General features: G+C 40.0%; 23 protein-coding genes. 8 read left to right on the forward strand and 15 right to left on the reverse strand.

What is annotated here, in order from left to right; genetic code table 11:
* Window positions 1–297 precede the first annotated feature (297 nt).
* The 3 genes from ilvB to CH365_RS16790 all read left to right on the forward strand — a co-directional run bounded on the left by ilvB (window position 298) and on the right by CH365_RS16790 (window position 4,240).
* Window positions 298–2,025: a biosynthetic-type acetolactate synthase large subunit gene (ilvB, locus tag CH365_RS16780; RefSeq protein ID WP_100769719.1), complete on the forward strand. Its 1,728-nt coding sequence runs from the start codon at window positions 298–300 to the stop codon at window positions 2,023–2,025.
* 209 nt (window positions 2,026–2,234) lie between these two features.
* Window positions 2,235–3,653 carry an anthranilate synthase component I family protein gene (locus CH365_RS16785; protein ID WP_100769688.1) on the forward strand — a complete coding sequence of 473 codons (1,419 nt, stop codon included), beginning with the start codon at window positions 2,235–2,237 and terminating at the stop codon, window positions 3,651–3,653.
* Window positions 3,650–4,240 (forward strand): anthranilate synthase component II, encoded by a 591-nt coding sequence (locus CH365_RS16790; protein WP_100769689.1) that lies wholly within the window; start codon window positions 3,650–3,652, stop codon window positions 4,238–4,240. The genes CH365_RS16785 and CH365_RS16790 overlap by 4 nt, the downstream gene beginning before the upstream one ends.
* 1 nt (window position 4,241) lies before the next feature.
* Here the strand turns inward: CH365_RS16790 and CH365_RS16795 are convergent, their stop codons facing one another.
* A complete protein-coding gene (locus CH365_RS16795; RefSeq protein ID WP_100769690.1) occupies window positions 4,242–5,945 on the reverse strand; it encodes a hybrid sensor histidine kinase/response regulator in 1,704 nt (567 codons plus the stop codon).
* Window positions 5,946–6,047: 102 nt separating this feature from the next.
* Window positions 6,048–6,533 (reverse strand): LIC13081 family protein, encoded by a 486-nt coding sequence (locus CH365_RS16800; protein ID WP_244283254.1) that lies wholly within the window; start codon window positions 6,531–6,533, stop codon window positions 6,048–6,050.
* A 60-nt stretch (window positions 6,534–6,593) separates the two neighbouring features.
* Between CH365_RS16800 and CH365_RS16805 the strand changes: the two genes are divergently transcribed.
* Together CH365_RS16805 and CH365_RS16810 are read left to right on the forward strand one after the other, a co-directional pair.
* A complete protein-coding gene (locus tag CH365_RS16805) occupies window positions 6,594–7,460 on the forward strand; it encodes a pirin family protein (protein WP_100769691.1) in 867 nt (288 codons plus the stop codon).
* Between the two features lie 10 nt (window positions 7,461–7,470).
* Window positions 7,471–8,709: a BaiN/RdsA family NAD(P)/FAD-dependent oxidoreductase gene (locus tag CH365_RS16810; protein ID WP_100769692.1), complete on the forward strand. Its 1,239-nt coding sequence runs from the start codon at window positions 7,471–7,473 to the stop codon at window positions 8,707–8,709.
* On the opposite strand, the gene CH365_RS16815 is transcribed toward CH365_RS16810, so the two are convergent.
* The 7 genes from CH365_RS16815 to CH365_RS16845 form a co-directional block, all read right to left on the reverse strand.
* Window positions 8,706–9,047: a VOC family protein gene (locus tag CH365_RS16815; protein ID WP_100769693.1), complete on the reverse strand. Its 342-nt coding sequence runs from the start codon at window positions 9,045–9,047 to the stop codon at window positions 8,706–8,708. The genes CH365_RS16810 and CH365_RS16815 overlap by 4 nt on opposite strands.
* Window positions 9,044–9,325 (reverse strand): GNAT family N-acetyltransferase, encoded by a 282-nt coding sequence (locus CH365_RS16820; RefSeq protein ID WP_100769694.1) that lies wholly within the window; start codon window positions 9,323–9,325, stop codon window positions 9,044–9,046. Before CH365_RS16820 ends, CH365_RS16815 begins: the two co-directional genes overlap by 4 nt.
* A gap of 64 nt (window positions 9,326–9,389) precedes the next feature.
* On the reverse strand, window positions 9,390–10,745 hold the full coding sequence (locus CH365_RS16825; protein WP_100769695.1) for a sensor histidine kinase: 1,356 nt from the start codon (window positions 10,743–10,745) through the stop codon (window positions 9,390–9,392).
* Between the two features lie 324 nt (window positions 10,746–11,069).
* Window positions 11,070–11,507: a DoxX family protein gene (locus CH365_RS16830; RefSeq protein WP_100769696.1), complete on the reverse strand. Its 438-nt coding sequence runs from the start codon at window positions 11,505–11,507 to the stop codon at window positions 11,070–11,072.
* 104 nt (window positions 11,508–11,611) lie between these two features.
* The gene (locus CH365_RS16835) at window positions 11,612–12,061 is read right to left on the reverse strand and encodes a MarR family winged helix-turn-helix transcriptional regulator (protein ID WP_100769697.1); all 450 of its coding nucleotides are present in this window, start codon (window positions 12,059–12,061) and stop codon (window positions 11,612–11,614) included.
* Window positions 12,062–12,144: 83 nt separating this feature from the next.
* Entirely contained in the window at window positions 12,145–12,966 is an 822-nt protein-coding gene (locus CH365_RS16840; RefSeq protein ID WP_100769698.1) for an aldo/keto reductase, read from the reverse strand.
* Window positions 12,967–13,027: 61 nt separating this feature from the next.
* Window positions 13,028–14,311 (reverse strand): hypothetical protein, encoded by a 1,284-nt coding sequence (locus CH365_RS16845; RefSeq protein ID WP_244283256.1) that lies wholly within the window; start codon window positions 14,309–14,311, stop codon window positions 13,028–13,030.
* Window positions 14,312–14,406: 95 nt separating this feature from the next.
* On the opposite strand from CH365_RS16845, the gene CH365_RS16850 reads away from it, so the two are divergent.
* Window positions 14,407–15,000 carry a DUF6962 family protein gene (locus CH365_RS16850; protein WP_100769700.1) on the forward strand — a complete coding sequence of 198 codons (594 nt, stop codon included), beginning with the start codon at window positions 14,407–14,409 and terminating at the stop codon, window positions 14,998–15,000.
* Window positions 15,001–15,045: 45 nt separating this feature from the next.
* On the opposite strand, the gene CH365_RS16855 is transcribed toward CH365_RS16850, so the two are convergent.
* Window positions 15,046–15,933: an LIC_13029 family protein gene (locus CH365_RS16855; protein WP_100769701.1), complete on the reverse strand. Its 888-nt coding sequence runs from the start codon at window positions 15,931–15,933 to the stop codon at window positions 15,046–15,048.
* A gap of 138 nt (window positions 15,934–16,071) precedes the next feature.
* Here CH365_RS16855 and CH365_RS16860 point away from each other — a divergent pair, with 138 nt between their 5' ends.
* Complete coding sequence (locus tag CH365_RS16860) at window positions 16,072–17,094, forward strand: DUF2804 domain-containing protein (RefSeq protein ID WP_100769702.1); 1,023 nt, start codon at window positions 16,072–16,074, stop codon at window positions 17,092–17,094.
* Complete coding sequence (locus CH365_RS16865; RefSeq protein WP_100769703.1) at window positions 17,054–18,229, forward strand: acyltransferase family protein; 1,176 nt, start codon at window positions 17,054–17,056, stop codon at window positions 18,227–18,229. The genes CH365_RS16860 and CH365_RS16865 overlap by 41 nt, the downstream gene beginning before the upstream one ends.
* On the opposite strand, the gene CH365_RS16870 is transcribed toward CH365_RS16865, so the two are convergent.
* The 5 genes from CH365_RS16870 to CH365_RS16890 are packed head-to-tail and all read right to left on the reverse strand — an operon-like array spanning window position 18,226 to window position 23,663.
* A complete protein-coding gene (locus CH365_RS16870; RefSeq protein ID WP_100769704.1) occupies window positions 18,226–18,594 on the reverse strand; it encodes a response regulator in 369 nt (122 codons plus the stop codon). The two genes, CH365_RS16865 and CH365_RS16870, sit on opposite strands and share 4 nt — an antisense overlap.
* Window positions 18,595–18,612: 18 nt before the next feature.
* Entirely contained in the window at window positions 18,613–19,659 is a 1,047-nt protein-coding gene (cheB, locus tag CH365_RS16875; RefSeq protein ID WP_100769705.1) for a chemotaxis-specific protein-glutamate methyltransferase CheB, read from the reverse strand.
* Window positions 19,660–19,665: 6 nt separating this feature from the next.
* A complete protein-coding gene (locus CH365_RS16880) occupies window positions 19,666–21,480 on the reverse strand; it encodes a chemotaxis protein CheA (RefSeq protein ID WP_100769706.1) in 1,815 nt (604 codons plus the stop codon).
* A 3-nt stretch (window positions 21,481–21,483) separates the two neighbouring features.
* Window positions 21,484–23,097: a HAMP domain-containing methyl-accepting chemotaxis protein gene (locus CH365_RS16885; protein WP_100769707.1), complete on the reverse strand. Its 1,614-nt coding sequence runs from the start codon at window positions 23,095–23,097 to the stop codon at window positions 21,484–21,486.
* Between the two features lie 35 nt (window positions 23,098–23,132).
* Window positions 23,133–23,663 (reverse strand): chemotaxis protein CheW, encoded by a 531-nt coding sequence (locus CH365_RS16890; protein WP_100769708.1) that lies wholly within the window; start codon window positions 23,661–23,663, stop codon window positions 23,133–23,135.
* Window positions 23,664–24,153 lie beyond the last annotated feature (490 nt).

Raw genomic sequence — 24,153 nt, forward strand, 5'->3', positions numbered from 1 at the left:
GCTTCTTTACGTTCCTTTTCAGACTGAGGTAAGGTATCAAAAAGTTCTTGCAAATTTTTATAAGTAAATCGTGAATATCTTAAGCGGTTTATCCGTCATTTTCTACGTAATGAATAAATTAGGTCTACAGTCTAACCAAACCCTTTGGGTCGTCCTCTGGATGGTGGTAGTGGTCACGCTACCCTGGTTATCCTTTACGCCCTAAGGTTCTTTCGTAGGCAGCAATCTTCGAAAAGCCCCTCTCGGCGTAAAGCCGAGGGGGGCTTTTTTTATTTCTACACAGTGTATGAGGCAAAAATGGAAACGATTACTGAAAAAAACAAGGCCTGGCTTAGAGAAGATAAGGTTCCCCAAAACGGAGCCGAACTGATCGTTGCTTATTTAAAAAGAAGAAGGATCCAAAATGTATATGGGATCCCTGGCGGCGCCAATCTACCGTTATACGATGCACTTCATAATAGCGGAATACGTCATATTCTCGCGAGACACGAACAGGGTGGAGGATTTATGGCTCAGGGAGAAGCCAGAGTCACTAAAAAACCCGCAGTTTGTCTGGCTTCCTCTGGCCCAGGAGTTACAAATTTAATCACCGCAGTTGCGGATGCAAAATCGGATTCTATTCCGTTAGTCGCAATTACAGGCCAAGTACCTTTATCTCTCATTGGGACGGACGCTTTTCAAGAAATAGACACATACGGTCTTTCCTTGCCCATTACTAAAAAAACATATTTGGTCCGTTCTGTATCGGAACTCATCCGTATTTTGCCTGAGGCTTTCCAAATTGCAGAAGGACCTAGACCAGGCCCTGTTTGGATAGATGTACCCAAGGATGTACAGGCTTCTTCTATTTCACTTTCTATGTCCCAGATAGAATCTATTTGGAGTTCTCAAGAAGAAACAATTTCTCCTACTATCTTTATCTCTGAAGCAGATAGGCTTAGATTTTATTCTCTATTAGAAAATTCTAAAAAACCTGTTTTGTATATAGGTGGAGGAGTTAGAGGTTCAGGTGCAGAAGATCTGATCCTTCAATTGGCTGAGGCTCAGGAAATTCCAGTAGTTTGTACTTTGATGGGATTAGATTCTTTTTCCCAAACTCATAGTTTATCTTTGGGAATGCTTGGAATGCATGGTTCTCCTTATACGAATCGATTATTGTCCGAGTCTGATCTTCTTTTGGCATTTGGAGTTCGTTTCGACGATAGGGCTACCGGAAAATTGGAAACATTCTGCCCGAATGCAAAAGTGATCCATGTAGACATAGATTATAAGGAAATCGGAAAATTAAGAAAACCTGATTTCGGATTCTGTTCCGATCTAAAATACTTTCTGGAGAATATGGGCGAATTTCCCATCCAAGAAAGAAAAGAGTGGAGAGAGCAGATTCGTTCTTATAAAGAGCTGTACCCTTTAAATTCCATTTCCGCGTCTAAAGGTTTTTCTCCTCAGGATATCATTTTGACTGTTGCAAAATTTTTAGGACCGAACGCAAGGATCAGTACGGATGTTGGCCAACACCAGATGTGGGTGGCTCAATATTATCCATTCCAAAAAAGCGGGACATTTTTGACTTCCGGGGGACTGGGCACTATGGGTTTCGGTTTGCCTGCAGCGATAGGAGCCTCGCTTGCGGATCCTAATTCTAAGATCGTTTGTTTTTCCGGTGATGGCTCCATTTTAATGAATATCCAGGAATTGGATACTTTGAGCGAGTTACAATCGGATCTTAAAATTATAATATTCGATAATCGGAATCTTGGACTTGTTCGCCAGCAGCAGAATTTGTTCTACGGAAGTAGATACAATGGAAGCTCTTATCCTTCTCATTCCAAGTTTTCTAAGATCGCAAACGCTTTTGGGATTCCTAGTTTAGATTTGGGAGATACGGAAAAAAATTTAGAAGATCTTGAGGTTTTTTTGAAAGAGAAGGGCCCTGGACTGATCGTTGTTCCGATCGATCAGGATCTTCAAGTTCTTCCTATGGTACCTCCTGGAAAAAGTAATTTGGAGATGCTCTTAGGTTGAAATTGTCAGAGTACAAGCAGCTTGATTTAGTGAATATTTTCTCGTTCGAGTTTTCGAACGGGAAAATATTGCATTCTTTCGGTTTGTACTCTTTTGTTTTGATCCCTTCTATCTTTACTTGGTGGCCCTCCCGGGCCAAATCATACTTACATATTCTTTTTTTATAATATATTATCGAATGTTCGCATTCGACTTATGAGGAGATAAGTATGTCCATAGAAATACAAAAATTAAGAAAAGAGGCAGATTTTCTTTTTCCAAGGCCTATCTTACGAGCTTTTCCTTTAAAGGAAGAAGATGTCTTGGAATATTTTCAAAAATTAATGGAAGAAACTGAGGTCGCGGTCCTCTTCGAAAGTTTGGGACCCGAATCGGATAATTCCAGATACAGTTTTATTTCGGGTTTTCCCAAGAGAGTCTTCCGAGCAAAAGAAGATAGATTAGAATGTGACGGAAAAGAGATTGCTAGGGGAAATCCATACCGGTTATTTTCTGAAATTTTCCCCCCTCGGAAATCATTCTTAGAATATACGGAATCAGGTGGAGGAGGCCTCTACGGCTACCTTTCATATGAGGCGGCGAATGATATGGAGCCAAGCCTCCTTCTAAAAGAACATTCCAAATTTCCAAAGTTCTGTTTTGCATGGATGGAAGATGGGATCCTTTTGGATAGAAGAACAGGAGAATCCAAATATTTTCATTACGGAACAGATCGATACCGTTTATTCGAGGAAATTTATAATAGGAAAACTCCTGGTAGAGGAAAGTTCCAGTCGGTTGATTTAGGTTTTTCTAAAACGAAAGAAGAACATAAATCGATGGTAAAGGAAGTTTTAGAAGAGATCCGAAAAGGAAATACATTCCAATGCCAAGTGGGCTTTCGAAAAACTTTTTTAGTCGGAGAAGGTGAAACCGCCGATTCCAGGAAGAAAGGTGACTTCGAATTATATAAGTCGGTTCGAAAAATAAACCCTTCTCCCTTTATGTTTTTTATGAGTTTTCCGAGAGAAGTTCATTTGGGAGCGAGTCCCGAACTTTTATTTAGATTGAAGGACGGTCTTGCTGAAAGTTTTCCTTTGGCAGGAACAATTCGAAGAGGAAAAAACGAAGACGAAGATCAGAAGTTTGCGTTACAACTTCTCTCCGATCCGAAAGAGATAGCAGAACATAATATGCTCGTAGACTTGCATAGAAATGACCTGGGAAGAGTTTCCAAATTTGGAACTGTAAAAGTGAGAGATTCGTTTGCTCTCAAAAGATTCAGTCATGTGCAACATCTATCTACGGAAGTTTCGGGAATATTGAGAGTCGGCCAGGATATGTTTTCCGGATTAGCTTCTTCTTTTCCTACGGGAACGTTAAGCGGTGCTCCTAAGATAGAATCCATGAAGATCATCCATAGGATAGAAAACGATCCTAGGGGACCTTATGGAGGAGCGGTAGGAAGATTCGGCTTCGATGGAAATTGTTCCTTTTGTATTCCGATCCGAAGTTATTTCAGAAAGGAAGAAGAGGCAGTGGTCAGAGCTTCCGGGGGGATCGTGATGGATTCTGATCCGGATGCAGAATACGAAGAGATCGGTCATAAATTAGGAGCGATTTTGAAAGCGATGGAGGCAACTCGATGAAAGTTTTGTTAGTAGATCATCATGATTCTTTTTCCTATAATCTATTCCAACTTGTGGGAGAAATTTTAGAAGAAGAGTTCCCCTATAGATTCAAATTGGATGTGATTCGCCAGAATGAAACAGATGTCTCCAAAGTTTTAAAGGAGAGATATGATAGAATTTTACTTTCTCCCGGGCCTGGAACTCCGGAAGATCCTGAATATTTCGGCTGTTCTATGGAAATCCTAAAACAGTTGGGAGGAGATGTTCCTATTTTAGGAGTTTGTCTCGGAATGCAAGGTATAGCTCATTTTGCAGGAGCAAATATTATAAAAGCAGAATATCCTATGCACGGAAAAATTTCAGAGATCAAAACTGATCAAAAAGGAGTGTTTAAGGATCTTCCCTCTAGCCTAAAAGTGATGAGATATCATTCTTTAGTAGTGGATGAGGATTCACTCGGAGAAGAATGGGAAAGGACCGCCTATGCCGGCACCGAACTGATGGGAATTCGGCATAAGGAAAAAAGAATGGAAGGAGTACAATTCCATCCAGAGTCTTTTGCCACAGAAGGAGGAAGGAAGATACTTTTGAATTTTTTAATGTAATTCAGGAGGCAAGGGAGGAGGGGAAATCTTTCAAAAATTCTTGGATCTTCTCCCCCAGATCTTCTATCCGAAAAGGTTTTCCTAAATAATCGTCCATGCCAGCTTCCGCACATGCTTTTCTGTCTTCGGGGCTGTCATGGGCGGTGACTGCAATGATCCAAGGAACCTTTCTTGTACTTGGTTTCTTTTTTAAGATTCTTGCGGTCTCTAATCCACTTAGCTCCGGCATTTGTATATCTAAAAGAAGAAGATCCACATCCATCTCCTCCCAATATGCCAATGCATCTATTCCGTTGGAAACGACCGCACAACGTAACCCTAATTTTTCCAACATCTTTTGGATCAATCTTTGATTTACCGGATTGTCTTCCGCCACAAGGATTTTCAGGTCTTTATGTTCAGAGAAATCGAAATTGATCCGATTTTTAGATTCTACAATTTTAACTTTTTCGGAGAGGTCCGCTTTTGGAAGGGTCATTTCTAAAACGAATCTAGAACCTTTTCCTGATTCACTTTCTACGGATATATTCCAATCCAATGCTTCGCAGATTCGTTTGCAGATAGAAAGTCCTAAACCTGTACCGCCGTATTTTCTAGAATTGGAAATATCGGTTTGTGAGAATGCCTCAAATAAAGTCGGGATCCGATGAGCTTCTATCCCTATGCCTGTATCTTTTACACTCAAAGAAAGAGTTATATCCGTTTCGGTCTCACGTTCTAAGGCCAACTCTACGGTGACTCCGCCTTTTTCAGTGAACTTCAAAGCGTTTGAAACCAAATTAACAAGGATCTGCCTAACGCGTATCGAATCTGATTTTACATCTATACTTTCTCTTGCGGGGGGAAGGATGGTTTTAAATGCCAATCCTTTTTTGAACGCTTTGTCGGAGGCTTCTTCCGAATATCTTTCCAGAAGGGAAATCATATCGAATTCTTTAAAACTGAAATGTAAGGAGCCTGATTCTGCCTTACTGAAATCGATCACATCATTGATCAAACGAATCAGATGTTCCGAGCTTTCCGTTAATGAATCCAGATATTCCTTTTGAAGTTCAGGATTATTTGTTTGATGAAGTAAATCCACCATTCCCAGGATTCCATGCACGGGAGTCCTAAGCTCATGGTTCATATTAATGAAAAATTGTTCTTTAGCTTTTTGTAATTCTAGTGCTACAGCCTGCAGCTGTATCAATGACTGAGATTTAGCATCTAATTCCATAAAAGAAACCACAGAATTTGCCAATGCTTCTAAAGCTTGTATCTCCGCTTCTGATAATTTTTTCGGCTGCGTATCTAATACACATAATGTGCCTAAAACGTAACCATCAGGAGTTCTTAATGGTGCGCCTGCATAAAATCTGATATTCGGATCGTTTACTACATAAGGATTTTGCCGGAATCTTGGATCTAATTGAGCATCTTCTACAATTAAGGTTTTATTTTCATAGAGTGCAAATTGACAAAAGGAATCTCGCCTAGGGGTTTCCGAATCGTTAATCCCCATTCTTGCCTTAAACCATTGTCTTTCCGAATCGATCAGGGAAACCAATGCCATAGGCGCCCCACAAATTAGGGAGGCAGCTTTTATAATGCCGTCGTATTTTTCTTCAGCAGGCGTATCCAGAATTCTATAACGTCTTAATGCCTGTACCCTTTCTTCTTCGTTTTCGGGTAAGGGAGCGACGCTATAAGGAAGATTTTCCATAATGAAATGTTATATTATTTAAGACTAAAAATAATGGGGCATATCTTCCTTTTTGAAAGCAAAAACACAAGGATTTATCTGCTTAATGGACTATTTTCAGGATCAATCATGTATCACCTGAAAATTACGAATCCCTAAGGTTTTGCCGTGAGAGAGGATCTCTTGCAGTCTTCGGATATCTTTTCGAGTATTTTCGAACGCCTTGGAGAAGATCCAATATCGAAAAATTTTAGAAAATCCTGACAATTCCATCTGACTTGTAAAAAGGATTTTAGTATCAGTATCGGAGCCTTTTGGGTCTGGGTAAAAAGAAAATGTTTCCGTCTGGTCCGAAAATCTACTTTTGATCCGGAGTACCAATCTGCTTGGATACTTGGATTCTAAAATTTGATATTCGAACTTACATGCAAAAAACCAAAGTTTAGTTTTCACTTGAAAACTAGTAGTACTTTCGTTTTTCTTAAAGGAGAGAATATTTCCTGACCAGTCGGGCAAACGTTCGAAATTAGAAACGTAATTGAACGCTCTGCTCAAAGAAATCGGCACAGTAAAAGCAATAGTAGTCGTCGCCATGGAAACTTCTCTCATTCTTTAAAAAGAATTCCCTTAGGATCCTTTTTCGAGTCCAATGTAATATAGAGAGGAAATATGGGTTTTAGACGAATAACCGGAACAAGAATCGCCGAAAAAACTATCGAAGGTGGAGGATTTCCAGTCCGAAGACCGTTCCCAGTTCCGCAATTTTCTTATTGGGACCCGTTTTTACTTTTGGATGAAATGGGACCTGTCGTTTACGAACCAGGCAAAGCAATAGGCGCTCCCGATCATCCTCATCGCGGCTTCGAAACAGTTACGTATCTATTGTCCGGAGAAATGGAACACAAAGATTCCTGGGGGCACGCGGGAAAATTAAAAGAAGGTGGGATCCAATGGATGACAGCGGGTGCAGGATTAGTACATTCAGAACTTCCTTCGGCTGATTTTCAATCCAGAGGCGGAAGAATGCATGGATTCCAGATCTGGGTTAATCTCCCAAGGGATAAAAAACTTATTTCCCCGAATTACCAGGAGATGGATTCATCCGAACTTCCTGTGGCAGAAAAAGACGGTGTTTGGGCAAAAGTGATCGCAGGAGAGCTTTGGGGAACCAATGCAATCATCCAAACTCAGACTCCAATTGTATTTTTCCATTTGAAACTTTCTCCAGGTTCGTATGCAGAAGTGCCAGTTCCAAAAGATTATAATATTCTGGCCTATCCTTTCGTGGGAGAAGGTACTGTAATCGATACAGATGCAGAACATGATCTGGTAGAAGGTGAAACAGTATTTTATCAAGGGGGAGAAGGTAGTATAGGCCTCAGAGCCCCCGAAAATTTTGCTTGGGAAGTATTGATTCTAGGAGGACAACCTCTGAACGAGCCTGTGGCACGTTATGGTCCTTTTGTGATGAGCACTCCTCAAGAGATACAACAGGCATTTGAGGATTATTCCGCAGGAAAAATGGGGACAATATAATTCCCCGTTCATGGAAGAAACCCAAACCCAAAAATTAGCAGTGATCGGCGGCGGTGCCGCCGGTTTTTTCGGAGCCATCCAAGCTAGAATTCTTTCAGAAGGAAGAATATCAGTACAACTGTACGAAAAATCTCCCAATGTACTATCCAAAGTAAAAATTTCCGGAGGGGGCAGATGTAATGTCACTCATTCTTGTTTCGATCCGGAAGAATTATCCAAACGTTACCCAAGGGGAGAAAAGGAACTCAAAAGAGCTTTCGAGATTTTTCAACCCAAGGACACAATCCGCTTCTTCGAATCCAGGGGAGTAAAATTAAAAACGGAAAACGACGGTAGAATGTTCCCTGTCACAGACAATTCAGAAACTATCATCGACTGTTTACTAGAAGAGGCAAAAAAGTCCGGAGTCAAGATACGAACTAAAATTTCTATATTAGGAATTTATAAAAATGATGACCCTAACGTAAAAAGATTCAGGATACAAACAGAAGAAGGAGAAGAATATTTCGATTCCGTTCTATTGGCGAGCGGATCTTCTCGCAAAGTATGGGGATGGCTGGAAAATATGGGGCATACAATTGAATCGCCGGTCCCTTCTTTATTCACATTCGAGATCTCGGATCCTTTATTAGATGGATTCCAAGGTTTGACAGTCCAAGATGTCGAGATCATATTCAAAAATTCTAAATTAAAACAAAGGGGTCCCGTTCTTTTCACTCACTGGGGACTGAGCGGTCCTGCAGTTCTAAAACTTTCCGCCTGGGCTGCCAGAGAATTATTCGATTCCGATTATAAAGCGGAACTGTTTGTAGATTGGGTACCTGGTCTCTCCAGACAAGAATTGAGAGAAATATTTTTGGAAAAGAAGAAGGATAGTCCTTCCAAAAAACCGGGGAGTCGTTCTGAATTCGACTTACCTTCCAGATTTTGGGAAAGGGTTTGGGAGAAGTCCTGCGGCCCTGAAAAAAGATGGTCCGAAATTTCCTCCAAAGAATTACACCAAGCGGAGGAGATCCTAAAAAGAACCGTTTTAAAAGTTTCAGGCAAGGGAGTATTTAAAGAAGAATTCGTAACCTGCGGAGGAGTTCGCCGCAAGGAAGTGGATTTTTCCAAAATGGAAAGTAGATTACATTCGGGACTTTATTTTGCGGGAGAAGTTTTGGATATAGACGGTATCACAGGTGGATTCAATTTCCAAAACGCTTGGACCACTTCCTTTATCGCAGCAAAAGCATTAGCGACTACTTAATCCCAAGGTTCCGGATAAGAACTAAATCCTAAACGATTTCCATCCGGATCTTTAAAATACTTTGTATAATCCGTCCTTTCTATAAAAGAATCTCCGAATAAAGAATCTATCTTAACTCTTTCTTCCTTTTTTGTAGCGGAGAAGATCAGTGCGTGCGGGGCCTTGGATTCTTCTTCCCTTTCTATCATGATCCGAACAATTCCCGCTAAAAGCCAAGAGGATCTAAGCCGACCATCCTGATAAAAATGATCCTTTTCGAAAGAAATGCCTGGGATACTTATATAAAATGTTCTTAATGTTTCGGGATCTTTTGTGGAAATCGCTATATGATGGATCATTCCATAATCACCAGATCTGAATATTCAGGATGCCTTTTTAGGTAAGTTTGCACAAAGGAACAGTTTGGGATAATTTTTTTCGTTTCTGCCCTTGCAGTTTTGAGCGCGGCTTCTGCAAGTTGTGAGGCGATCCCTTTTCCTCTAAAATCGGTCGGAACAAAGGTATGATATAGGTCCCAAACATGGGCACCGATCTCCCTATAAACCAAATGAGCCTCTCTTCCGTCTTGCAGGATCAGAAATTTTTTGCCGGCGACATCGTGTTGGACTGAATTCATTTTGCCCTCTATGGATTCGACTCTATTCAGCAAAATTTAGTGGAATCAAAACAATGTAAATCGATCAAGTTTTAAAAATCAAGCAAACAGAAGTTCCGCCTACGTTTTTAAGGTCCAGCTCCGCCTTGAGTTGGTTGCATAAGGAACGAATGATCATTAGACCCAATGAGGAATCCGTGTCATTCTTTTTAGAAGCAGTTTGTCCAAACCATTCTTGAATGGCAGGCATTCCTACGCCGTCGTCTTTGACAGTGAGATGGATTTTATTCTCTTTTACTCTTAGTTGAATAAAAATATTTCCTTTGGCTTCGTTTGGAAACGCGTGTTTGAGAGAGTTTGAAATTAGCTCGGTTACGATCAGGCCGCAGGGGATTGCCTTCTCCATAGAAAGTCTAACCGTCTCCATATCTGCTTCGAAACCGATCCGATTTCCGGAAGGGAAATAAGACGTAACCAAATGTCTTAAAAGTGAATCCAAATAGGTTTTCATATCCACATTTGCGAATTTATCCTGTTTATATAGATGATCATGGATCATCGCCATCGCAGTGATCCTGTTTTGTGCCTTGGATAAAATTTCGGAAGTAGTAGATTCAGCAGAATACATATTCTGTAAGTTTAACATTCCGGAAACGATCTGTAGATTATTTTTGACCCTGTGGTGAATCTCGTGAAGGAGTACTTCCTTCTCTCTTAAATTTTCCTCTAGAGTCCTTTCGATTTCGATCCTTGTTGCGATCTCTTTTTCTAAAGTACGTTTGGATCTATATATATGAGCCTTTCTTAATCTAAGATTCGTAAGATATTCGTGTCTTCTCTGCACACTTTCCTGTAGTCCTCTCATGAGTATAGTAAGAGGAACACATACGATTGTGTTAGCGATCAGAAAGTTTAATCCTACTACGTACAATCTTTCGGGAGCCATATACCATGGAAGATTCATATAAAATTGTGCCCTGGATGCTATAAAGACCGCGATCATATTCGCCAAAAGTCCTAGTAGGGAAGGGGTGAGCCCGAATAGAACTCCCGCGAGCACTGGAAAAGGAAACAGCCAAAGTAATCCTCCTCCTTCCGGGCCTACGAATATTAAAAGAGAAAGTCCTAAACAATAATTCATAGTAAGGACCATGGTGGCTTTGATAGAAAAATTTATTCTTTTAACAAGTAGAAGAAAATAGATCAGCCCCAATGCACATGAATCTACCCATAGAACTTCCGTTTTGCCTTCTGTCCAAGCAAGATACACGCTCGGAAAGTATACTATGGTTCCAAGTATGGTCATAGTGAATAAGATAGAAGTTAAGATGAGTTCTCTCCAAAAGGAAAGTCCAGAAGAGACTGGAGCTTTTGGAGTTAGATATCCTTGGATCGACTTGAAAACCCGGTCAAGTGGACCGGATTTCTTTCCCTTTTCCATAGTTGTTATAAATAGACTACAGGAATCTATCAAAACAATGATACTCTAGTTCGAATAAAAAGCGGCAGCGAATTTTAATTGTTTCTAATTTCATAATGAATTATGTAAGATCCTGTTCTATCTTCTTTGAGTAATAGGTTAAAATCAAACAAATACTAAGCCCTTATGATTAGTTTATTAATTTTCCAGAAATCCGGAACGCTTTTTAGAACAATTTTTCGTCGTGAAAATTGCACGTTATTCGAAAGATCATACCCTTCTTAGGTAAAAAAAAAGAGGCCCGAAGACCTCTCTCAAGTTGGTAGTTAGGTATAATGGTACGTTTTATTTTTTGGAGATAGCTCCGTCCAAGGAAAGTTTTCCTCCTCCCTTGATCACTAATGCTAAGGAGATTGCAACCATCAACAGATGAAATTCGAAACCTTCTCCTTTTTGGCTTCCGGCCCAGTTCATAAAGAAACCGTGCTCTGCATGAGGAAGTATTGCGACAGTCATCGCTACTGCGATACCTGCTGCGGCTACCCTTGTAAGAAGACCCGAAAGTAATCCGATCGGTCCTAAAAATTCTGCGATGAATAAAAGTATTACCAAGAAACCTGGAAAGCCTGCGCCGGTTAAGTATGCGTAAGTTCCGGAGAATCCGTAGCCGCCATACCAGCCTAGAACCTTTTGCGCTCCATGTGGGAACATTACCACTGCTAGGGTTATCCTTAGAATTAAAGATGTTATATCCGAATCCGTTTTGAGAATTTTCTGAATCATGATCACCTCCTGAATGATTCCTGTTTGTATAGTCTATTGGTTAATAGTTTATTATTAAAGTAATGGGCCGAAAAATCCGAAAAACATAGATCCCTCCTTTCATATTACGCGGATTTGAGTCCGACAGTCTTACAGATCTGTCCTAAATTTTTGAGTTCTTCGTCGCTGAGACAGGACATCTTGCCCTTCAACTGCTCCAAATAATCAGGGAAAGAAGTTCCGATGAGTTCCTTTCCTTTGTCGGTAAGATTGATGATAAAATAACGTCTGTCTTCTTCACTTCTGACTCGGAGTACTAGGCTTCTTTTTTCCAAGTTGTCTATGATCTGTGTTATATTTCCTTCACAGGAAAATATTTTTTGACCGATCTCTTTTTGGCACATTGGGCCCAGATGATAAAGAGTTTCCAAACATCCGAATTGGCCGCTGGTCAGATTGTACTGGCTGAGGAATTTTTCCTCCATTGTACGGATGGAGTCCGCGCAACGGCTTAATTTGATGTAGGCATCGAGTACCTTTACATCTCTAGACTTTCCTTTATAATGAGTAGCCATAATACTTTAAGATTGAACTATTAATGTATAGACTTCCCTAAAAGAAAAAAGTCAACAAAAAAAGCTAATAAACTCAAGTCTATTTAAGCTCCAGTAGGGTCCCAACAAGTCCGAAAGTTCTCATTCCAAGTTTCCATTGCCTGCAGATCCGAGTCGCTGAGTTTGAAATCGAATACTTGCGAATTCTCCAAGATCCTTTCTTTTTTGACCGATTTCGGGATTACTACTAAGCCCTTATCGATTGCCCATCGGATCAAGACCTGAGCAGGAGTTTTTTTATACTTCGAGGCAAGCGCCGCGAGTTTTGGGTCTGAAATTTTTTGGCCATGGGCAAGGGGGCTATATGCTTCCAGAACTATATTATTCTTTTTGCAAGTATTTAAAAGTTCGTTCTGATTTAGGAAAGGATGGTATTCCACCTGATTTACTGTGGGAATAATTTCTGCGTATTGAAACAATTCCTGTAAATGAGGGATTGTATAATTACTGACCCCGATCGCACGGACTAAACCTTCTTTATAGGCTTTTTCTAGTTCTTTCCAGGCTTGTTTTCTGGTTCCAGCCACCGGGAAATGGATCAGATATAGATCTATTGTATCTAATCCTAAAGTGTTTAAGGATTCATCCAAATACCTACGTGGATTTTTTTGATCACCATTCCATAGTTTTGTGGTGATGAATAATTCCTTCCTAGGAATCCCGCTCTTCTTAATCGCCTCTCCCACATCAGATTCGTTTCCGTAAATTTTAGCGGTGTCTATATGTCTGTATCCGAATTCCAATGCGTTCAAAACTGAATCTATACATTCTTTTCCGGATCTAGTTTTCCAAACCCCGAGTCCGAGGACAGGCATCTCCACTCCGTTATTGAGTCGGACGGATTGGTTTAATATTAAGTTTTGCATACTTGCTCTTAGACTCCTTTTGTACAGATTGGATCCATTCTTCTTTCTAAATGATATAATTTTATTTTTTGGAAGAAGAAGCCAAACCAGAGAATGTTAGGGACTCTTCTCTAAGGCCCAAAACGGATTCCAATACGTTCTCCGCGTATACTAGATCACTATATCCTGGGCCTTTTGGTATCCAGGAGCTTAAAGTTATAATTCCTAAAAGTTCCGTATCTCCAGGAAGTTGTTTTGCTGAAAGATTGACTCCCTGGACATTATATAGAAAATCCAAGAAGGTTCTTTGTTTTGATCCATGAGAAGATTTTAATGCAACACAAAGTATATGATTATCCTGTTCCATACGGATCGTGCGCACATTTCGGATAGAAGAGAGGGGGATACTTCTTTCCTTATATAATAAACTGCTTAAGATAGGAATTCTGGTAGAATAACGAAATTTTAATTCGAGTGTATTTGCGATTATATCTGTCTTCTTGAATATGATAAAGACAGTCATCAGAGTGGTAATTCCCAGAAAGAAAATAGAAAATGGGATCAAGAAAATTAAAAAGATCAGATTTTCAAAATTCTTCAGGAAAGAATTTAAGACCGTAAACCATGCTCCATAAAATAAAACGGGAACAAGGAGTGTGATAAAGGTTTTTCCTATAGATTTAGGTTCTATAATTTCTATCTTAGTTCCTTGGTCTTTAGATTCCGTTTTAACCCAGGCAGAAGGTTCTATCTTTTTAGGATCTTGTTTATGAGGGATATCTTTTGATTCAGGATTTGTGATCCTTAGATCCGATCTGTCCCAAACGGGAAGAGGAAGTTTTGTTTTAAAAAATTCTAATCCTTGTTTAAGAGAATTCCCATCTCTAAAAGTTTCTAGTAAAATACAACTTCCATCCCTGTATACCAAGTATAAATCCCAGTATTTCCAAGTGCTGTTCGTATTGATACTGCTTCCAGTAGAAGAAGATCTTTCTGCTCTAAATAAGATCATATATGAAATGAATTCGGAAAGAGAAAGTTCTACATCTGCCTTGCCTGTTTCTCTTAAAGAAAGTAGAGAGGTATTTGTTTGGATCTCGATCGTTTTTACTATATGAGATGCTTTTCTATAACTTCTCATAGTAATGATAAAAATAGTAACGAGTGAAACACAAAAGAAGAACCCGAATCCTGGAAAAATTTTATCTTCTTCCGTAAGGAATAATACTCCGAAAAATAAGGAAGCGATACTTCCAAATACACCAAAGGCCAAGATCCCAATTACGAATATACATCCGCTCGAATAGGGATTTTTAATTTCCTTACGAATACTATCTGATTCTGAGATCCAAGAGTCCAAACTCATAATAAAAAGTCCTGAGAATAGAGGGGACTCTAGGAAAATCAATTTTAAAATGAATCCTTCTTGCTTTTTGATTTGGATGGGATTCTTTGTTCGTCATGCATATTAGTACTGCTATTTCGGATTTAGTATTGGCAATCTTTGCCGCTTGGGCCGGTCTTTCCGTCCAGTCTTCCGCTAGAGGAAATGTTTCTAAAAAAGGAGGAGCCTACGGTCTTTTTTTGATCGGGTTAGGTGCTCTGCTTGGAGTGGTTTTCTTTTTAGGAGGCGATTGGATTAGCCCAATTTATAGACCTATCGTTCATGTTGCGGGAGTGGTAGGAGTTCCTTGGATCGGAATCGCATTTTTCCATGCGGGTTTCGGAAAGATAGACAGTAAAACTTGGAATCTTCTTAGCCTTATTCTTTTAGTTTTAGCTGTATTAAGTTATCTTTATCCTTTAGGTTTATATGCTACTTTGATCGGAGCGATTGCATTGATCGCAGTTTTGGTAGTATGTATCCGAAAATATAAAGGTTCTCATAAAACTGCTGCATTGTATGGAATCGCTGGTGCGCTTTTATTTATTCTTTCCGGACTTGTGATCGGAACAGTGGGAACGATTGCAGAGCTTCCTAGAGTGGATCTATTTCATTATGGATTAGCCGCCGCGTCTTATTGTTTGGGATATTCTTTAAAAAAGATCGGATAATTTTAAAATACGCCGTGGTTTATTACTGCGGCGTGTCTTCTTCCCTTAAGCAGGGATCTGTTCTGAAACCTGAGTCACCCAAGAAGAATAATAGTTGGATAATGTTCTAAGGAACATAAGATCCATATCATTCTCCGTTCCAATAGCGCGTAATGCGTTTGCGTATTGTGTCCTGAAATCGGTCAGAGTCGCAGTATCTTGGATATAATTTCTCATAGACTGGGCCTGTTCCGGACCAAAGCCGTATTCCGTAGACCACTTATCTATTAATGTCCCACAATTGTATTTTCGGGAAAGAAGGATCTGGGCCAAAATATTTCGGAACATATTCTCGATTGAAACGATAGTAATCTCTTTATGATTGATGGAGATCTCGGTGATGATATCGTCCTTCTTGTCGATCACTGCTTTAGAAGTTCCCATCTTATTGAAGTATTTGGAAAGATCGTTATAAGCTCTAAAATGTTTTAAGATAAGCTCTCTATCTTTTACATCCACGGTTCTTTGGTCTTCTGGATGACTCATCTCTTGAAGGATAGATTCTATCACTTGAAACATAATGTCGAAGGTGAACTGAGTGGACTTGCCTAATAAATATCTAAGTTCGCTTTGGAAAGCAGCGTGTATAGAGGCGAAGAATGCTTCTAACTTTTCAGGATTAAGGACAGTAGAAGTTTTGAAAACCGAGATCATGTCCCGAACAAACTTGGATCTGTCTAGGATGGGAAAGAGTTCCGGGTGATTGGAATGGGTGCGGATAAAGGTCTCTTTAACTACTTTGACCGAACCTCCCCGAACTTCTTCGCTTCGAAATAATACTCGATAGAGAAGAACTGAGATCTCTCGGGAAGTTTTTTTATCTTTCAGAGTTTTTAAGTCGGAAGTTTCGAGATTTTCTCTGCTTCCTGCATGCTTGCTCTGGATTTCTCCCATAAAATGGTTATGCCGATTTTCCCGAACGATTGTTAGGTCGATCTTGGTATGAAAAAGTTAATTGTAAAGCAGATTTGGTTGATAGGGTAGAAATCCCATTGATTTTTCCTCTAAGCGTTCGAAAATCGAGCGAAATCTATGCAAAAAATTATCGGACCTGAAAATCAAGTACACTACGGAGTTTGGGACAGTCCGATCGAATTCAATCACCACGATTTTACTCTTCTGGATTTTTTCGGGAAAGAGATCAAAGGACTCAAAAAGAAGTTCGCATTCCATTCTTTCAATTATCTAGGGATCATGATGGAAGATTGCCTAGTCGGTATTGCAGCTGTGAGCCTCGGCTATGCGTATAACGTGTTTGCTTATTTATATAAATTCGATCAGGGCAAGGTCTACGAATTCGATGTAAAAGGACCCGACTTAGGTCTTGCTTTAAAATTCCCGGCCAATCCGGATGAATACGAGATCTCTTTTAAAAAGGGAAAGTCTTTCTTGAATATCCGAAAGTCGCATTCCGAAGGAAAACTTCTACTCGATGCAAACTTTGGAAATAAATTGGAGATCTTTGGGGAATTTCCATATTCTCTTCTCACTCATAATCCTCTTAGGGTTTTAAATCCGTCAGAACCAAGTCGTTGGACATTTACGGAAAAATGTTCTCCATTGATTCCTGATCGTATTAGCGTAAAATATGAGAAGAAGGAACTGGTGCGAAATCTTTCTAACACCACAATGGTCTATGACTGGTCCGGTGGTTATTTAAGAAGGGAGACAAATTGGTATTGGGCGGCTTTTTCCTCGGTTCTTCCTGATAGGACAAAGATAGGAGCCAATTTTGCTGCTTTAGTAAATGAAAGTTTTTTCCCTGAGAATGCCTACTGGATCGATTCTGAAAGGCAAAGAGTCAACAGGTGTATATTCGATTTTTCTCATAAAGATCCTTATAAGCCTTGGAGGCTTTGGGACGAGGAGGGAAGAATCCGTTTAGAATTCGAACCCCAGGGAGAAAGAAGAGAAAAAGTAAATCTGATCTGGACTAAATTGTATTTCAGGCAATTCGTAGGAAAATTTTCAGGCAGTTTTAGGCCGGAAAAAGGAAGAGAAGTCCAGATCAAAGATGTCTGGGGTTTCACGGAATTCCATAGATCTCTTTGGTAGTATTCGCGACTTGAAGCCTGAAAATCCGATCCGTATCTTATCCATTGATCTTTTGAGAGGTCTGACTGTGGCCGGGATGATCCTGGTAAACAATCCGGGGACCTGGTCCAATATGTACTGGCCTCTTAAACATGCTAAATGGGATGGATGTACCCCAACGGATCTAGTGTTTCCTTTTTTTCTTTTTGTGGTCGGAGCTTCTATTCCCTTTTCCGTATCCAATGGAATACAAGAATTTCCTAAAATTCTAAAGCGTGCTTCGATTCTTATCTTTCTTGGATTGTTTCTGAATTTTTTCGGAGAATGGAGTTTTTCTAATCTTAGATTTCCTGGAGTTTTACAAAGGATAGGATTCGCTTACTTCTTCGGAGCAATTTTATACAAAGAGAAAAATCTGAAATTCAGGATCTTCCTATTTTTATCCTTATTGATTGCGTATTGGTATTTATTGGAATTTGTCCCTCCTCCTGAAACCTTAGAGCCAAGCATGAAAGAAGGAAAAGACTGGGGAGCTTGGATAGACAGAGAAGTTTTCGGCCAAACACATTTATGGAAATTCGGCAAGGTCTGGGACCCGGAAGGACTTCTGACTTCTTTTACGGCTATCGCATCTGTGTTCTGCGGGATTTTTGCCGGAGAATTTTTAAAAGTTTCTTTGGGGAAGGGGGAATCCATTCTCTCTATTTCGGGAAAAATAACATTAGGCGCTTTTGTAGTATTGTTTGTAGGTGGGGTTTGGGGGATTTATTATCCGATCAATAAAAGTTTATGGACCGGGACTTATTCCCTTTGGACAGCGGGCTGGGCTCTTCTTGTTGTTTCTTTGTTTTTAATTTTAGAAAAATACGAAAGATTTGGGTTTGGAGTCCTGCAAAGTTTTCTTCTTCCTTTCGGTAAGAACGCTTTGTTGGTGTTTTTCGGTTCGGGGATATTTGCCAGAAGTTTGAATATAATTATGGTCTCTTCTCCGGAAGGGAAAAAGATCCCTTTAAAAAATCTGATCTATCAAGAATATTATAAAAGCTGGATAGATTCTCCGGAGTTGAGTTCCTTCTTATATTCTATAACTGTGTTGGTCTTATGGTTTTTGATCCTTTTCTTTTTGGATAAAAAAAGATTATATTGGAAAATTTAAGAACCGATCAGATGTTTTACTGCGGCGAGAAGGTCCTCGTCGTTAAAAGGTTTGATCATCCATCCTTTTGCGCCTGCTTCTTTTCCTTGTGATTTCATTGCGTCGCTGGACTCAGTGGTAAGGATTAATATTTTCATACTTTTCCCTTTTTCCGTTCTTAAAACTTCCTTAGTGAGTTCTATTCCGGTTCTACCAGGCATGTTCACATCGAAGATGCCTATATCGAAAGGACCTTCCGCTTCTATTTTAGTGAGAGCTTCGTCAGGTCCCGCGGCTTTGCATACGGAATAACCTTCTTCCGTAAGAGTGAAATCTAAAAGTTTTAAAACCGTGGGAGCGTCGTCTACGCAGAGTATTTTTGTCATTTTCTACCTTACCTTTGATTAATTATAACTGTTTGCTGTTCCGAAACATAGTTCTGAAATTTTTTCAGGGATATTGTCTAAGGAGATCTGTTCTTTTACCACTCCCATCTCGTATGCTTCTCTAGGCATTCCGTATACTACGGATGTGGATTCGTCTTGTCCGAATGTCATTGCACCTTTTTCGAAAAGTGCCTTTAGTCCTTTTGCTCCATCTTTTCCCATTCCTGTGAGAAGAAACGCCGCGCAAAAAGAAGCCAATGGGGATTTTGAAATTGAATGAAATAATACGTCTACGGAGGGTCTATGACCTGTGACCTTCTCCCCCTTGTGTATTCGAATATTATAATAAGGGGGATCTCCAAGTTCCATATGATGATCTCCTCTAGCAACGTACACATTTCCTTTGGAAATACTTTGGCCTTCTTGAGCCTCTTGGATATTTAAAGAAGAAACCGAATCTAATCTTTCCGCGAACATTCCCGTAAAATATTCAGGCATATGTTGTACAATCAGAATAGGAGGAAGTTCTCCAGAAAGATTTCTAAGCAAATATTCGATTGCTTGTGTTCCACCTGTAGAAGCTCCGATAGCGATCAATTTGATCTTGGAAACTGCGGAGCTGTCCCGTGATTTTGTTTGAGAAGTCCTTTGGTTCCGATTTAATACATCGGACACATTCGTTTTTGCGCAGGCACGGATCTTATTCTTAAGTTCCAATACCATTCTGAGGAAATCCTCTTCACTTCCGTCCGCTTTTTGGACGAAATCCAAGGCCCCCGCTTGCAATGAATCTAACGTGACTTTGGCTCCTGCTTGCGTAAAGGAGCTGAGCATGATCACAGGGATTGGGAATTTAGGCATCAGCCATTGTAGGAATTCTATCCCGCTGATGTCCGGCATCTCCACATCTAGTGTGATCACATCCGGTTTGGCCTTTATTATTTCCTTCATCGCCTCGGTTGCGGTGGAAGATCCTACTACTGTGAATCTAGGGTCCTCCTGCAATTGGGAAGCGATTATTTCACGGACAATCCGGTTATCGTCTATGATATACACACTTATCATTCTAGTTCAGGCCAATTTTTCCAAACTTAGATTCGAGTTTTCGCCGGTCGATGTGGACGCGGCTCCATGGAATTTTTCGAATAAAAATTTAGTGTCCAAGATCAAACTCACTCTTCCGTTCCCTAAAATAGTGAATCCGTTTACCCCTTGGGCCTTTTGTATGGAAGAAGAGAGTGGTTTAATCACAATATTCTGATTTCCTAATACTTCGTCCACGAGTACCCCCAAGAATCTATCTTCATTTTCCAGAATGATCAAGACAGGGTTTTTACTTTTGTATTCGAGCTTTTCTCTGAGGCCGAGTAGATCGTTGATCCGTATTACAGGTATATAAATTCCTCTTAAGTCCAAAACTTCTTGGTCCTTATACGGATGGATCAATTTCTGATCTTTTAGACTGACTAACTCGCTGATTTCTATCGTCGGAAGAGTGAGATAGGTTCCCCCCACTTCAAAAACGGTTCCTTCTATAATCCCTAAAGTAAGAGGAATTCTTAAAATGAACGTGGTACCTTCTCCTTTTTTGGAACGTACCTCTACTTTACCGTTTAGTTTTTTGATATTTTGAAGAACGATGTCCATTCCGACACCTCTTCCGGAAATATCGGTGAGTTTCTCCGCGGTAGAAAATCCAGGAGTGAATATGAGTTGGAAAACTTCCTTATCACTCATCTCGTCCGGATTTCCTTTTAGTATACCTTTTTCTCTGGCCTTGTTGATGATCTTTTCTCGATCGAGTCCTCTTCCGTCATCCGCCACTAGAATCCACACTTCGTTTGCAGATTGTCTGGCTTGTAAGCGGATCACACCTTTATCTTTTTTGCCGAGTTCCGCTCTTTCTTCCGGAGTTTCTAAACCGTGATCAATAGAATTTCTTAATAGATGGATGATGGGATCCTGTATGATCTCCACTACGGACTTATCAACTTCCGTGTCTTCTCCGCCGATCCTAAAATCCAATTTTTTCTGAGAACGTTTTTGCAAGTCTCTTACCAACCGGTTCATCTTTTGGAAGGTAGAAGATAAAGGCACCATCCTCATCGATAATGTGACTTCTTGCAAGTCTCTGACTATTTTGTGTAAATGTCTTGCTGCGGAGCGGAATCCTTCTAATCTTAATCCTTCTAATTCAGGATGATGGATCACGTTAGACTCTGCTATCACTAATTCCCCCATGAAGTCCATGAGTTGATCTAACTTATCCGTTGAGATACGGATATCCTTCTTCTTCTCTACCACTTGGACTTCTTGTATGACCGGGTTTACCTCTGAAGTAGGACTTGGGATTTTTTCCACGATTGCGGGTTTGGTTTCTTCTTCGAAAAAACCGAATCCTTTTGGAGCAGGTGGAGATACCTCCTCAAAAAATCCGAATTTATTCTCCGGAGGAGCTTTTTCTTTTTCCGGGCCTTTGGAAATTCGATCCAATTGCTCCTTTAGTTTATTCCGGATAATCTCTGTTTCTTGCTCGAAACCAGCGTCTGTCTTTTCCTCTTCCACACGATCGAATATCCTGCGAAGAAGGTCCAAAGTTTCCATCAGATCATCGCTGAAATCAAACTCGGTAACCTTATTCTGATTTCTTAATATATCTAGAAGGGTTTCTCCCAAGTGAGTGATCTTAACCACTGTTTCCAGTTTTAACAGCCCAGAAGAACCTTTTAGAGTATGGAAAAAACGAAAAGCCTTATTAAGAGTCTCCGGATTTCCCTGCCCAAGGGTTGTTATCTCCTCTTCTAATGTTAGAAGAGAAGTTTCTGCAGAGTCGATCAGGTCCCGCGCTTCCGAAACGAATTCCGAAAGAAGATGTTCTCGATCCATATTTTATACTTTTATTTCGCCGGAATTTTCTTCTGCGCCTGAAGAATGTTCGGATTGGCTCGTTGCCTCCGACTCTTCATCTATCAATGGAAGGAAATTTTTTCCGTTAGAACTTTTTTTATCCTTCTTTGCGGTCCCGAATTGAGAAGCTGCGTGTTTTAGATCAAAATGAGGAGCATGGAAATGAGACTTGGCCGGTTGATTTATTATAGAAGGTTCCCTGTCCTGCTTTCTGGACTTTCCTTTAGAAGCGGTTAATACTTCTTCCCTTATCTTGATCAAAGTTCCCATGACTTCTAAAAGAGTTTCTGCTTGTTCGTTCAATTCTTTTGCCGTGGATGCCAACTCTTCGGAGGCCGCAGCATTTTCTTGAGTAGCTTGGTCTAATTGGACCATTGCGGTATTAATCTGAGTGATACCTCTTGCTTGTTCGTCCGAAGAAACCGAAATTTCTTGGATCAACTTTGCAGTACTTTCTATACTTGGAACAATCTCTTCTATAAGTTTTCCTGCATCTTCTGCACGTTCCACCGAATCTTTAGAAAGTCCGTTGATCTCCTGGGCAGCGATCTGGCTTCGTTCAGCCAGCTTTCTTACTTCGTCCGCAACCACTGCGAATCCTTTTCCGTGTTTACCTGCTCTTGCTGCTTCAATTGCTGCGTTTAAGGCTAACAAGTTTGTTTGGTATGCGATCTCTTCTATAATATTAACTTTACCAGAAATCTTTTTCATCGCGTTTAAGGTTTCTAATACAGATTTTCTACCCTTATTCGCATCTCTTGCAGAAGATTCTGCCATGGAGTTGGTTTCTTTTGCGTTATGTGAGTTTTGTTCGATCGTAGAAGACATCTCCTCCACAGCCGCGGTAGTTTCTTCTAAGCTGGCCGCTTGTTCGTTTGAGGATTGGCTTAAAGAAAATGCAGTTGCTGAAACCTGTGCTGCCGCAGAAGAAACGGAACCCACCACTTCTAATGCTGTGCTCAGAGCCTTATTTACTGAAACTGTGATCCAAACAGCGCAAGCAACTGCAATCAAGGAAGAAATGATCGGGATTAAGATCATTAAAAAAGTAGTTTCTGCATACAAGTCATCCGTGCTCTTATTTGCGTCATCTAATTCCTTTTGAGCACGGTCGATCATCTGATTCAGATAACCTTCCATCTTATCCAAGTGAGCTCTCAGTTGGACCTGGGAGATCTGCCTTGCTTCTACGTTTTTATTAATATATGCGAGATCTAAAACTTTTTTCAGAGTAGCTCTATACTCTTTCTCTACGACCCTAAACTCTTCCATATTCTTCTTACCTGCTTCTTGGAGGAGAGGATAGACATCCGTTCCCAATTGAGGTAAAAGTGCTAAGTTTGTCTCCGTTTCACCGATATATTTTTTCATATCATCTTCTTCGGTGGAAAGGATCGTGTTTTTTTCCGCTCGAGTAACCTTGAGAATTGCGGTGCGCATTGCGAGTAGCATAGTCGATTTTTTAGCAGAAACATTAACCGCTTTAGTAACTACTGCATTAAAAGTATTTAAACGATACACCGCAAATCCTGCTACGAAGATCAACAAAACGACTACGGTTGAGAATCCTATGGTTAATTTGGCTTTGACGCTCATTCTTCTATCCTTGCTTTATTATAAATTTCTTTTGTTTAGGCTGGAGTTCCATTTTCAGGAAGTTTTTCATGTAGGACTTCCAACTCGTCGTCTCTCAGCAGTTTACGCACATCGAGTAGGATTTTAACGGAGTTTTCGACTTTCCCAAAGAATGCGATAAAGCGATTTGCCTCACCGTCTCCCATTTTTGGAGCGGGTTCAGTGTTCTCGGAAGGAATACTTACCACTTCGCGAACGGTGTCCACAATGAGGCCGAGGCTTTCTCCTTCTATGCTTAGAATAATGACACAGGTTTTTTCGGTATAAGGAATGGATTCCATGTGGAATCTTAACCTAACGTCGATTAGTGGAACTACTTTGCCTCGAAGATTAATCACTCCTTTGATAAAGGCCGGCATATCGGGAACTTCCGTGATAGGTTGCATCCCGATAATTTCGATGATATATTTGATTTCTAATCCGTATTCTCTTTCCGACAGTGAAAAGACTAAAAACTTGTTTTCGAGTGTGTCTTCATCATCCGCTTCGTCTTCTTCCAATAGAAGATCTATTTCGTTTTCTGCCATATTTATCCTCGATATTCTTCTTCGAATTCTCGCGATAGCCGAAGAGAATTTGTTTTATCTGTCTAGAGTTCAACATAGCCCGTCGATTTTAGCATGAAGATCGCAGGCATAGATACTAAAATAATTTATTTCAAACGATTCTTAGAACCTTAAATTATGTCGGATTACTTGCGAAGCTTCGTCACCTTTCTTTTATATAGTTTGAAGGATCCGAATTTCGTCTTTCTAAACCGATCTTTTACATTTGCACCTTTTGTAAAAGTGAGCCGGTTAGATGTTCGATGGATAAAAAAATAATCCTAAAATATTTCTATTCTTTTTTAATTCTTAGCTTCTAAATTTTTCATAAGACGAACTTAATATAGAAAAAACTAATTGGGCTCTTAATGTCTTATAAAATTATCATAAAATTTATTTTTAAAAAATAGATCTAAAGGATTACTCGATTCTCTCTTCAATATTTTTTACAGTCGCGTGTTCAAGGTAGTAA

The organism is Leptospira neocaledonica (assembly GCF_002812205.1).
GTDB classification, from domain to species: Bacteria; Spirochaetota; Leptospiria; order Leptospirales; family Leptospiraceae; genus Leptospira_B; species Leptospira_B neocaledonica.

Excerpts from the sequence above, each read along its gene's own strand:
- CH365_RS16845 (WP_244283256.1), bottom strand. The coding sequence starts at position 14,311 with ATGAGTTTGGACTCTTGGATCTCAGAATCAGATAGTATTCGTAAGGAA.
- CH365_RS16860 (WP_100769702.1), top strand. The coding sequence starts at position 16,072 with ATGCAAAAAATTATCGGACCTGAAAATCAAGTACACTACGGAGTTTGG.
- CH365_RS16790 (WP_100769689.1), top strand. The coding sequence starts at position 3,650 with ATGAAAGTTTTGTTAGTAGATCATCATGATTCTTTTTCCTATAATCTA.
- CH365_RS16840 (WP_100769698.1), bottom strand. The coding sequence starts at position 12,966 with ATGCAAAACTTAATATTAAACCAATCCGTCCGACTCAATAACGGAGTG.
- cheB (WP_100769705.1), bottom strand. The coding sequence starts at position 19,659 with ATGATAAGTGTGTATATCATAGACGATAACCGGATTGTCCGTGAAATA.
- CH365_RS16865 (WP_100769703.1), top strand. The coding sequence starts at position 17,054 with ATGTCTGGGGTTTCACGGAATTCCATAGATCTCTTTGGTAGTATTCGC.
- CH365_RS16880 (WP_100769706.1), bottom strand. The coding sequence starts at position 21,480 with ATGGATCGAGAACATCTTCTTTCGGAATTCGTTTCGGAAGCGCGGGAC.
- CH365_RS16810 (WP_100769692.1), top strand. The coding sequence starts at position 7,471 with ATGGAAGAAACCCAAACCCAAAAATTAGCAGTGATCGGCGGCGGTGCC.
- CH365_RS16835 (WP_100769697.1), bottom strand. The coding sequence starts at position 12,061 with ATGGCTACTCATTATAAAGGAAAGTCTAGAGATGTAAAGGTACTCGAT.
- CH365_RS16830 (WP_100769696.1), bottom strand. The coding sequence starts at position 11,507 with ATGATTCAGAAAATTCTCAAAACGGATTCGGATATAACATCTTTAATT.
- CH365_RS16815 (WP_100769693.1), bottom strand. The coding sequence starts at position 9,047 with ATGATCCATCATATAGCGATTTCCACAAAAGATCCCGAAACATTAAGA.
- CH365_RS16885 (WP_100769707.1), bottom strand. The coding sequence starts at position 23,097 with ATGAGCGTCAAAGCCAAATTAACCATAGGATTCTCAACCGTAGTCGTT.
- CH365_RS16870 (WP_100769704.1), bottom strand. The coding sequence starts at position 18,594 with ATGACAAAAATACTCTGCGTAGACGACGCTCCCACGGTTTTAAAACTT.
- CH365_RS16820 (WP_100769694.1), bottom strand. The coding sequence starts at position 9,325 with ATGAATTCAGTCCAACACGATGTCGCCGGCAAAAAATTTCTGATCCTG.
- CH365_RS16825 (WP_100769695.1), bottom strand. The coding sequence starts at position 10,745 with ATGGAAAAGGGAAAGAAATCCGGTCCACTTGACCGGGTTTTCAAGTCG.
- CH365_RS16785 (WP_100769688.1), top strand. The coding sequence starts at position 2,235 with ATGTCCATAGAAATACAAAAATTAAGAAAAGAGGCAGATTTTCTTTTT.
- CH365_RS16850 (WP_100769700.1), top strand. The coding sequence starts at position 14,407 with ATGCATATTAGTACTGCTATTTCGGATTTAGTATTGGCAATCTTTGCC.
- CH365_RS16890 (WP_100769708.1), bottom strand. The coding sequence starts at position 23,663 with ATGGCAGAAAACGAAATAGATCTTCTATTGGAAGAAGACGAAGCGGAT.
- ilvB (WP_100769719.1), top strand. The coding sequence starts at position 298 with ATGGAAACGATTACTGAAAAAAACAAGGCCTGGCTTAGAGAAGATAAG.
- CH365_RS16800 (WP_244283254.1), bottom strand. The coding sequence starts at position 6,533 with ATGAGAGAAGTTTCCATGGCGACGACTACTATTGCTTTTACTGTGCCG.
- CH365_RS16795 (WP_100769690.1), bottom strand. The coding sequence starts at position 5,945 with ATGGAAAATCTTCCTTATAGCGTCGCTCCCTTACCCGAAAACGAAGAA.
- CH365_RS16855 (WP_100769701.1), bottom strand. The coding sequence starts at position 15,933 with ATGGGAGAAATCCAGAGCAAGCATGCAGGAAGCAGAGAAAATCTCGAA.
- CH365_RS16805 (WP_100769691.1), top strand. The coding sequence starts at position 6,594 with ATGGGTTTTAGACGAATAACCGGAACAAGAATCGCCGAAAAAACTATC.